Raw genomic sequence first — 6,913 nt, forward strand, 5'->3', positions numbered from 1 at the left:
TCGTGTGCTGCTTCTGTTTCTTTTTTTTTTTTTATTCTCCCGCCCCCACCGACTTCTCCCCGCTTCCGCACCCTCTTTCCCTACCCGCCGCTCTTCCGATCTGGCGGCCGGCGCGCGGCAGGCGGGTCGCGCGTGGCGGGGCGGGGTCGCGGACAAACGCCGCGAACGCGGTGAATTCGGCGCGCTGGCGTGTGAAGCGGACTGCGGGATCGGTCGTGCGACTCGGTCGCATGGTGTCTCCTCCGGAGGGCGGTGGCGTCGTTCGGGCGACGACTGGATGACGCCGATGGTGCTGGCCGCATGGGAAAACACCAATGCTGCTTCGGGACAATTGTTTTAGTATTTGGGCCAAATCGGCGCTTCGAGGGTTTCTCCGCATGAGCTTCTGGGATTTCACCCGGAGTCCGGCCAGCGCCCGGCTGCTGGTCGATTTCGGCGACGAGCGCGGCGTGCCGCACACGACGCTGCTGGCCGGCACGGGGCTCGCGGACGCGCAGCTCGACGATCCAAAGGTCGAGGTGACGGCCGCGCAGGAACTGCGGCTGACCGGCAACCTGCTGCGCGCGCTTGGGCGCGCGCCGGGCCTCGGGTTCGAGGTCGGCCAGCGCTATCACTTCTCGGCCTACGGCGTGTGGGGCTACGGGCTGATCGCGAGCGCGACCGCGCGCGATGCGCTGGCGCTGGCGCTGCGCTTCCTGCCGCTCACCTATGCGTTCACGGTGATCACGTACCGGGAGGAAAACGGGACGTGCGTGCTCGGTTTCGGCGCGCCGGAACTCGACGGCACGCTGAGCCGGTTCGTCGTCGAGCGCGACATGATGGCCGCGACCGTGCTGCTGCAGGAAATCGGCGGCGACGCATTTGCGTTGTCGCGCTTCACGGTGCAGGCGGCGCGCACGCCTTCCATGGCGGTGCCGCGCATCGCCGGCGTCGAACCCGCGTTCTCGGCGCGCGCGAACAGCCTCGCATTCGATCGCGTGTTGCTCGACCGGCCGCTGCCGCACGCGAATCCGCTGACGGTGTCGATGTGCGAACAGATGTGCGGCCAACTGCTCGAAGCGCGGCGTGCGCGCGTGGGCACGTCGGAGATGGTGCGCCAGTACCTGACCGCGACGCCCGGCTCCGCGCCGTTCTCGCTCGAGGACATGGCGCGGCTGATGAACACGAGCCCGCGCACGCTCAAGCGCCGGCTGCAGGAGGAGGGCACGACGTTCCGGGCGCTGCTCGCGCAGGCGCGCGGCGCGATGGCCGAGACGCTGCTCGGCGACGCGCGCCTGTCGCTCGCGGAAGTGGCCGAGCGGCTCGGCTTCAGCGACCTGTCGAGTTTCTCGCAGGCGTTCAAGCGCTGGTACGGCGTGCCGCCGGGCGCGTTTCGCAGCGCGGCGCAACGGGACAGCGGCCGTACCTGAATCACGGTACGATCGTTGGCATGCCTGCCGACATTCCAATCACGAGAGACTTTGCATGATCACGATTCGCCCGATGACCGACGATGATTTTCCGCGCTTCTGGCCGACTTACCGCGCCATCGTCTCCGCTCAGGAAACCTACGCATTCGATGCGGCGCCGACACAGGAGGCGGCGCGCGCACAGTGGCTCGATGCGCCGCTCTGCACGTGGATTGCCGAAGAGGATGGCGTGGTCCTGGGCTCGTACTACCTGAAGGCGAACGCGGGCGGCCCCGGCAATCACGTGAGCAACTGCGGCTACATGGTGAGCGAGTGCGCGCGCGGCCGTGGTGTCGCGCGCCTGATGTGCGAGCACTCGCAGCAGGTTGCACGCGAGCGCGGTTTCCTCGCGATGCAGTTCAACTCGGTCGTCTCGACGAACGAAGTTGCGGTCGCGCTGTGGCAGAAGCTGGGATTCGAAATCGTCGGCCGCCTGCCGCGCGCGTATCGTCACGCGCGGCTCGGCTTCGTCGACTGCCTCGTGATGGTCAAGTGGCTCGGCGACCCGGCGGCCGCCGAAGCCTGAGCACGCAGCCGCTTCGTCAGACGGCGAACGCGCCGTCGAACACGATCCGTTCGTCGAGCGCGAGCGTGCCGCGCGCGAAGATCAGGTCGAGATGGTGGCTGCCGTTCTCGCCACCGCCGAGCCCGAGGTGCAGGCCCGGATGGCGTTCCTCGAACCCCGCGTTGCGGCCGTACAGCCCGCGAATCCCGAGGTTCGTGCCGATGCCGAATTCCTCGATCCGCCGGTGATTCGCATGCCGGTCGAGATAGGTCGAGAAATCGCGCCGGAAGCCTTCGTTATCGGTGTCGAACCCGACGATCGTGCTGTTCTCGACCTGCAGTGTGGCCAGTTGTTCGGCTACCTTGTACTTGATCGCGAACGGCACGGTGCCGAGAAACGTGCCGCTGAAGACGACCGAGCCGTTGAGATCGATGACGTGCGTCGCGATCTCGCCGGGCACGACGTCTAGATTGCCCATTCCGTCCACGCTCGTCCATTTCTGGTCCGGCGCGAGCGAGCCCGTCAGCGTGTTGCCGGCTTCGTCGATGAAGCGGATCTGCGACGCGCGCGCGGCCGCGTCGATCAGCCGGCCGTTGCGTGCCGCGATGTCGTCGAGCGATTCGGCGAATGCCTCGTCGAGATGCGGGCCGTAATCCTTGAACAGTACCGACTTGCTCCAGTGCTCGACGATCGCGGGGCGGATCGCGGCGAGGAACGGCGGCCCGCTCGGCGACGGCGTCGGCAGGCACGACGAGTCGTACAACAGCACGAACAGGTCGGCACGATCGAGCGCGGCGGCGATATCGGCGGGCGGGGTGCTTTCGAGGCAGAGTGTGGTCGCGTCGAGCGAATCGGGCAGGGCGGAAAACGCGCGCAACGCGATGTCGCGGTTGCGGGTGTCATGGCCGACCAGCAGTTTTCCCGATTCGCCGCGCGCCAGCTTGTCGCGCAGCGCGGGGTGGAAGCCCAGCGCGCGGTGCAGGTTCAGCATGCGTGTCTCCGGAAGCGGCGGAAGGGCCGCAGCCCTTCCGCAAGAACGGGTGGCCCGCTCAGACCGGCCAGAGCGCGGTGCCGAACGGCACCACGGCGTCCTCGACCATCATGTCGACGGCCTCGGGGTGCGTGTCTTCCTGCATCCAGTCAAGCAATTCGATCTGCTGGGTGTCCTGCATGTCAATTCTCCTGTGGTGAACATGAGTGATTCAACATGAAAGCGCGGCTAAAAAGTTGCCACTCCTCATCACACATTTCGTGAATGTGCGGCGAGTGGCGTTGATATTAGTCTGACGAATTTACGAATGCAATGCGTTGCAAGGTTTTTAGCCAAGGCGTGCTAAACACGGGGGATTTGCGGGTCGTGTGCCGTAAAACACGGATAAAGCGAATGACGGATTCGCTGTCATTTTTTCAATGACCTGAATCTGAAGCGACGCATTGCATTCGGCGATTTTTCATCGGAAATTCAATCGCCGCGATCGATGGCGTTCGCATGCGACCGTGCATGCGCGCGAACACATCGTCGGTCATCTGCGGCGCGTCAGCGAACCGACGCCCGCGTCAACCGAGCAGCGCCTTGCCGAGCGGCTTGGCCGGCTCGGACCGCAGCACCAGCGACGTCGTGACCGCGCCGAAGCGGGCAATCGCATCGATGATGGTTTCGAGTTGTCCCGGTGTCGGCACCAGGACCTTCAGCAGGAAGCAATCCTCGCCGGTCATCCGGTGGACCTCGATGACGTGCGGCATCTCGGCGAACGCGCGCAGCGCAGGCTTGATGTGTTCATGCGTGGTTTTCAGCCGGATGATGGCCATCATCCCCAACCCCAGCGCGGCCGGGTCGATCCGTGCGCCGTAGCCCGCGATGATGCCGCGCTCTTCCAGCCGCTTGACGCGCTCCGACGTGGCCGGCTGCGACAGCCCGATGCGCCGGCCCACTTCGGACAGCGGCATGCGCGCATTTTCCTGCAGCGCCTCGAGGATCGAAAGATCCAGGCGATCGAGCTCTCCGTTCGACATGTCCGCTGTCCCGCTCCGTTAATTCATCGGCATATTGTCTCAATATCCGATGATTTGCCATTCCCGGCCGGTTTCCGGCAGGCGAGACTGCGAGCTCGCTTATTCATGGAGACGGAGATGGACCAGACGATCGTGATCGTGCCGGGGATCGGCAACTCGGGACCGGATCATTGGCAGAGCCACTGGGAGGCCGCGCTTCCGGGCGCCATCCGCATGGCGCCTGCGTCATGGGATGCGCCCGACCTGCGTGACTGGATGGCGGCGCTCGATGAAGCCGTCGGCCAAGCCGCGACGCCGCCGGTGTTGATCTGTCATTCGCTGGGTTGCCTGCTGTTTGCACACTGGCGTGCGGCGTCGACGCGCGTCGTGTGCGGTGCGTGGCTCGTGGCGGTGCCCGATCCGGGCGGCCCGCGTTTTCCGGCCGCGGCCAGTGCGTTTGCGCAGGTGCCGGACGGCGATTTCGGCGGCTTGCCGGTGCTGGCGATCGCCAGTTCGGATGACGGATACGACCCGTCCGGACGCGGCGTTGCGTGGGCGAGCGAGCGGGGGGCGACGCCGTTGCTGCTCGGCCCGCGCGGCCATCTGAATACGGAAGCGGGATTGGCCGAATGGCCCGAGGGGCGTGCTTTGTTCACGGCCTTCATGGCGGGATTGCGGGGGTAGCGCGGGCAAGCGGCCCACGGGCTTCCGCGATGGCCCGCGGCGGGCGATGCATGGACGATTCGGTTGCCGCGGCCGGGTGCCTGTCGGCCACGCATGCCGGCCCGCGACGGCTCAAGTATGATCTGCATGCGCGTCAAACCTCGTCCTTCAGGGCTGGGAAGGATAGCGCGGTCGCCGTAGGCGTCCTTTCCGGCGGCTAGTGGGGCGTTTTCTGTTGGTCGATGTATTGGCGAATGATTTCGACAGGCGCGCCGCCACAACTTCCGGCGAAGTATGACGGAGACCACAGCGCGCCGCCCCACGACTTTTTACGAATGCTCGAGTAGCACTTGAAAGACGTAATAGCGACCGCGTCGAATGGCTTGACTCGCTCTTGTGGGCCAGTCATACAATCGTCCGATGCGACGACTCCAGGCCTTCAAGTTCGAACTGATGCCGAACGGCGAGCAGCAGCGCGATATGCGCCGCTTCGCCGGATCGTGCCGGTTCGTCTACAACAAGGCACTGGCGTTGCAGAAGAAGAACTACGAGGCGGGCGGCAAGTTCATCGGCTACGTAGCAATGGCCAAGCATCTGACGGAGTGGCGTAACGGAGGCGAAACGCCATGGCTCAAGGATGCCCCCGTTCATCCGTTGCAACACGCCCTCAAGGACATGGAGCGGGCCTACAAGAACTTCTTCGCCAAGCGAGCGGCGTTTCCGAAGTTCAAGAAGCGCGGCCAGCGCGACAGTTTTCGCTACCCGGACCCCAAGCAATTCAAGCTCGACCAGCCCAATGGGCGCATTTTCCTGCCCAAGCTGGGCTGGATGCGGCTGAGGCTGTCGCGTCCCGTGCCGGGCGAACTGCGCAACGTCACGGTCAGCTTCAACGCGGGCAAGTGGTGGGTCTCGATCCAGAGCGAGCGGGAGGTCGAGCAGCCGGTGCCCCATGCCACCAGCGTGATCGGCATCGATGTGGGCATCGCCCGCTTCGCCACGATGAGCGACGGCACGTTTCTCGCACCGCTCAACAGTTTCAGGAAACATGAGGCTCGTCTGCGCCGATGCCAACGTGCGATGAGCCGCAAGGTCAAGTTCAGCAATAACTGGATAAAAGCCAGGGCCAGAGTCCAGCGCATCCATGCGCGCATCGGCAATGCTCGCCGCGACTACCTGCACAAGGCCACGACCACGATCAGCAAAAACCACGCGATGGTGTGTATCGAGGACTTGCAGGTTCGGAATATGTCCAGGTCGGCGGCAGGCAGTACCGATGCGCCTGGCAAAAATGTTCAGGCCAAGTCCGGTCTGAATAAGGCCATCCTCGACCAAGGGTGGTTCGAGTTCAGGCGGCAGTTGGAATACAAGCTGGCCTGGAATGGCGGCTGGCTGGTGGCGGTCCCGCCCGCGAATACAAGCCGGACGTGTCCGGCTTGTGGATACGTGAGTGCGGATAACCGGACCACGCAGGAAAAATTCGCCTGTATCGAATGCAGTTACGAGGAGAACGCCGATGTCGTCGGCGCTCTCAACATACTGGCGCGGGGGCACCGCGTTGCAGCCTGTGGAGAGCCGGTGCAGTCGGACCGCTCAATGAAGCAGGAACCCGCCGAGGCGATCTGAGATAAGCATTGTCGTTTCAGACGCGGTAGGAATCTCCCGTCTTCAGGCGGGGGAGGATGTCAACGGTCGACAGAATCGGAAGCCTCGACAGTCGGGATTGGCGCGTGCGGAACACCGGTTCCGCCGTCATGACTTGCCGCGGCTTCGAACGACAAAGGAGACATGCGATGCGCGCAGCGCCGCAACCGGAGCATGCCGGCCCGTCGCGGCCGGACACCGGCGCGACCAGCCCCTATCCCGACCATGACCCGAATCGCATGGCCGCATGGCGGCTTGCGATCTGCCTGTCGCTCGGCAGCGCGATCGCGCTCGGCCTCGCGCGCTTTTCGTATGCGCTGCTGCTGCCGCCGATGAAGGCCGATCTCGGCTGGACCTTCGCGCAGGCCGGTGCGCTGAACACGGCGAACGCGGCCGGCTACCTGGTCGGTGCACTCGCGTTTCCGTTGCTGTCGCGGCGCTGGCGAGCAGGCACGCTGCTGGCGGCCGGGTGTGTGCTGACCGCGTTGCTGATGGCCGCGTGCGGGGTCACGTCCGGCATGCACGCGCTGCTCGTGCAGCGGCTCGCGACCGGCGTCGGCAGCGCGCTGATCTTCATCAGCGGCGGCGTGCTGGCTGCGCGGCTCGCGTCGGCGTCGCCGCGCGATGCGGGGTTGCTGCTCGGGCTCTACTACGGCGGCACGGG

Annotated in this window: 9 protein-coding genes and 1 pseudogene; 6 read left to right on the forward strand and 4 right to left on the reverse strand. The window is 65.3% G+C overall.

Annotation, left to right across the window (positions count from 1 at the left end; all coding sequences use genetic code 11):
* The 3 genes from G3N93_RS30740 to G3N93_RS30750 form a co-directional block, all read left to right on the forward strand.
* The coding region (locus G3N93_RS30740) for a hypothetical protein (RefSeq protein WP_206134640.1) at positions 1 to 340 on the forward strand (340 nt) is incomplete at its 5' end.
* Positions 341 to 377: 37 nt separating this feature from the next.
* Positions 378 to 1,409 (forward strand): AraC family transcriptional regulator, encoded by a 1,032-nt coding sequence (locus tag G3N93_RS30745; protein ID WP_174938368.1) that lies wholly within the window; start codon positions 378 to 380, stop codon positions 1,407 to 1,409.
* 55 nt (positions 1,410 to 1,464) lie between these two features.
* Positions 1,465 to 1,974 (forward strand): GNAT family N-acetyltransferase, encoded by a 510-nt coding sequence (locus G3N93_RS30750; RefSeq protein ID WP_174938370.1) that lies wholly within the window; start codon positions 1,465 to 1,467, stop codon positions 1,972 to 1,974.
* Positions 1,975 to 1,990: 16 nt separating this feature from the next.
* On the opposite strand, the gene G3N93_RS30755 is transcribed toward G3N93_RS30750, so the two are convergent.
* The 3 genes from G3N93_RS30755 to G3N93_RS30760 all read right to left on the reverse strand — a co-directional run bounded on the left by G3N93_RS30755 (position 1,991) and on the right by G3N93_RS30760 (position 3,966).
* Complete coding sequence (locus tag G3N93_RS30755) at positions 1,991 to 2,944, reverse strand: leucyl aminopeptidase (protein WP_206134641.1); 954 nt, start codon at positions 2,942 to 2,944, stop codon at positions 1,991 to 1,993.
* Positions 2,945 to 3,002: 58 nt separating this feature from the next.
* Positions 3,003 to 3,125, reverse strand: coding sequence for a hypothetical protein (locus tag G3N93_RS42105; protein ID WP_006766865.1), 123 nt, complete (start codon positions 3,123 to 3,125; stop codon positions 3,003 to 3,005).
* A 385-nt stretch (positions 3,126 to 3,510) separates the two neighbouring features.
* Positions 3,511 to 3,966 carry an Lrp/AsnC family transcriptional regulator gene (locus G3N93_RS30760; RefSeq protein WP_011356102.1) on the reverse strand — a complete coding sequence of 152 codons (456 nt, stop codon included), beginning with the start codon at positions 3,964 to 3,966 and terminating at the stop codon, positions 3,511 to 3,513.
* Positions 3,967 to 4,083: 117 nt separating this feature from the next.
* Here G3N93_RS30760 and G3N93_RS30765 point away from each other — a divergent pair, with 117 nt between their 5' ends.
* Positions 4,084 to 4,629, forward strand: coding sequence for an alpha/beta hydrolase (locus G3N93_RS30765; protein WP_206134642.1), 546 nt, complete (start codon positions 4,084 to 4,086; stop codon positions 4,627 to 4,629).
* Positions 4,630 to 4,825: 196 nt separating this feature from the next.
* Here the strand turns inward: G3N93_RS30765 and G3N93_RS30770 are convergent.
* Positions 4,826 to 4,954 (reverse strand): annotated as a pseudogene (locus tag G3N93_RS30770) (transposase); the annotation flags it as partial.
* Positions 4,955 to 5,028: 74 nt separating this feature from the next.
* On the opposite strand from G3N93_RS30770, the gene G3N93_RS30775 reads away from it, so the two are divergent.
* Together G3N93_RS30775 and G3N93_RS30780 are read left to right on the forward strand one after the other, a co-directional pair.
* The gene (locus tag G3N93_RS30775; protein WP_206134643.1) at positions 5,029 to 6,231 is read left to right on the forward strand and encodes an RNA-guided endonuclease TnpB family protein; all 1,203 of its coding nucleotides are present in this window, start codon (positions 5,029 to 5,031) and stop codon (positions 6,229 to 6,231) included.
* 167 nt (positions 6,232 to 6,398) lie between these two features.
* Positions 6,399 to 6,913 (forward strand): YbfB/YjiJ family MFS transporter (locus tag G3N93_RS30780; RefSeq protein ID WP_206134644.1); only part of this gene is annotated, 515 nt, incomplete at its 3' end.

It is taken from the genome of Burkholderia sp. Se-20378 (genome assembly GCF_017104665.1).
Taxonomy (GTDB): Bacteria; Pseudomonadota; Gammaproteobacteria; order Burkholderiales; family Burkholderiaceae; genus Burkholderia; species Burkholderia lata.